Here is a 1,029-nt window from a genome sequence, read left to right on the forward strand (position 1 = left end):
GCGCCGCAGGCGCTCAGGACCAGGGAAGCGCACAGCAGCGCGACGAGCGGGCGGCGAGGGCGAAAGGCCGGTGACGGGATCATGGAACGGCTCCGTGAAGTGAATCGGTGCAGGCTGTTACGGCCCGCCGCCGCCAACGGGGTTAAGCCGGTGCGTCTTTTTTTTGCGCCGCGCCAACCCCGACCGGCGCCGTCCCGCGTACCAGCTGAGGTGAGAATCCACCGATGTCCGCGCTGCCCCGCGCCCGTTCCGCCACTGTCAGCCCGGCCGCGCCCGAAGCGACCGGCCGCGACGCCATGCCCGACGATCAGCTGATGCTGGCCTACGCGCGCGGCGATGCCGCCGCCTTCGACGTGCTCTATGCGCGCCACGAGGGCGGGCTGTTCCGCTTCGTGCGGCGGCTGTTGGGCGCGCGGCTCGCATCGCAGGCCGACGAGGTGTTCCAGGACACCTGGGTGCGGATCATCACGGCGCGCGAGAGCTTCTCGCCGCAGGGCGCGGCCTGGCGCACCTGGGCCTTCACGATCGCGCACAACCTCGCGATGGATCGGCTGCGCGTGAGCGGGCGCGAAGTGGCGCTCGACGGCCACGCGGGCGAGGACGACGAGGCCATTCCCGCGCTCGAGCGTGGCGTGCACGGTGCCTCGGACGACGTCGCCACCCATCCCTCGGCCGAGGAGCTCGCGTTCTGGCGCGCCGCGGGACGGCGCCTGCTGGCCTGCCTCGACGAGCTGCCCACCGAGCAGCGCGCGGCCTTCCTGCTGCACCACGAGGACGGCCTGACGGTGGAAGCGCTGGCGGCCAGCCTGCAGATCGGTTTCGAGACGGTGCGCAGCCGGCTGCGCTACGGGCTGCAGAAGCTGCGCGGCTGCATGGAACGCTACCTCGCGGTGCTGGAGGGCGCGCGATGAGCGCCGGGTTCGACGACGACGACCTGCGCGACGCGCGCCTGCGTCGCGCGCTCGAGCACGCGCCCGACAACGCGGCGCTGCCCGAGGCACGCACGCGCGAGGCGATCCTCAAGATGGC

1 protein-coding gene is annotated in these 1,029 nt (G+C 72.8%); it reads left to right on the forward strand.

What is annotated here, in order from left to right:
• Nucleotides 1–224 precede the first annotated feature (224 nt).
• Nucleotides 225–911, forward strand: a complete 687-nt coding sequence (locus tag AC27VN_RS42255) for a sigma-70 family RNA polymerase sigma factor (RefSeq protein ID WP_490880634.1) — start codon at nt 225–227, stop codon at nt 909–911.
• Nucleotides 912–1,029: the final 118 nt, after the last annotated feature.

It is taken from the genome of Variovorax sp. 20P10.2.4 (assembly GCF_058244205.1).